We start from the raw sequence: 846 nt of genomic DNA, 5'->3' as shown, positions 1-846 counted from the left end.
TGAATACCAAGGTCTTTGGACGCCTGCGCATACGACACGCCGCGCTGCTTGATCAGCCGCACGGCCTCAAGCTTGAACTCCCGCGTAAACTGCCTTCTCTCCATGACGCACCTCCTGCTCCATAAAACACCTAACTTGGTGTCTTCGGAACCGGGTGCAGCTCACTAGACGATGTCGAAGAAGTGATTGCATTCGATCGGATTTTTCCGAAGAACGCACTCAAAGCAAGCGTGATGGATAACGTTCTGAACGTCGAATTTGCACTTCAGGATGTCGATGGAAAAACAATCGCGAACTCTCGATGGTCCGTCACTGTGAGCGGCCCCCGCTATATGTGGGGCGCATTTTCCTATGAAGTACCCAAAGAGAACGCAGAACCAGCAATTGGCGTTAGCATGAGAAATCCGATCTAGTCCTCAGGAAAGGGCGTAGCGAAATTCATCGACCGTGGCACGCCTCCGCTGAGCCCTCTAAGCTTCCATGGCTTTAGATTCGTCCTCAATCCATTGGTATCCAACTGGACCAAAGCGGACCTCGTACTCGACTCGTGCAAGCATCAGTCGATTAATGCTCGTCACTTCGACCTTCTTTTCACCGATGGGGCGCCCAAAAATCGCAATATTTGGTATAATTTTCGCTCGCTCGCGACCCGCGAACTTGGGAATTCGTCTATGCGATATGCCTGTCAAAGTCTCGAATGGTATCCCGCCCGAGCGCAGCATACTAAAATATGACGGATATAGCACTTGACCTGCCTCCGAAGTTTCATCCAGTGGCGATTAGAGCCTCAGCGGATGTTACGCCGTTTGGCGCGGGGTGAGCAACGTGCGATCGGCGGAGCTGGTC

Annotated in this window: 1 protein-coding gene; it reads right to left on the bottom strand. The window is 52.5% G+C overall.

Features of this window, described 5'->3' with window-relative positions; all coding sequences use genetic code 11:
- On the bottom strand, positions 1 to 104 hold a 104-nt coding region (locus IVA74_RS40155), incomplete at its 3' end, for a transposase (RefSeq protein WP_247340152.1).
- Positions 105 to 846 lie beyond the last annotated feature (742 nt).

Origin of the sequence: Bradyrhizobium sp. 132, from assembly GCF_023074185.1 — a bacterium.
In the GTDB taxonomy this organism is placed as follows: domain Bacteria; phylum Pseudomonadota; class Alphaproteobacteria; order Rhizobiales; family Xanthobacteraceae; genus Bradyrhizobium.
This window is presented reverse-complemented; position numbering and strand designations above follow the sequence as displayed.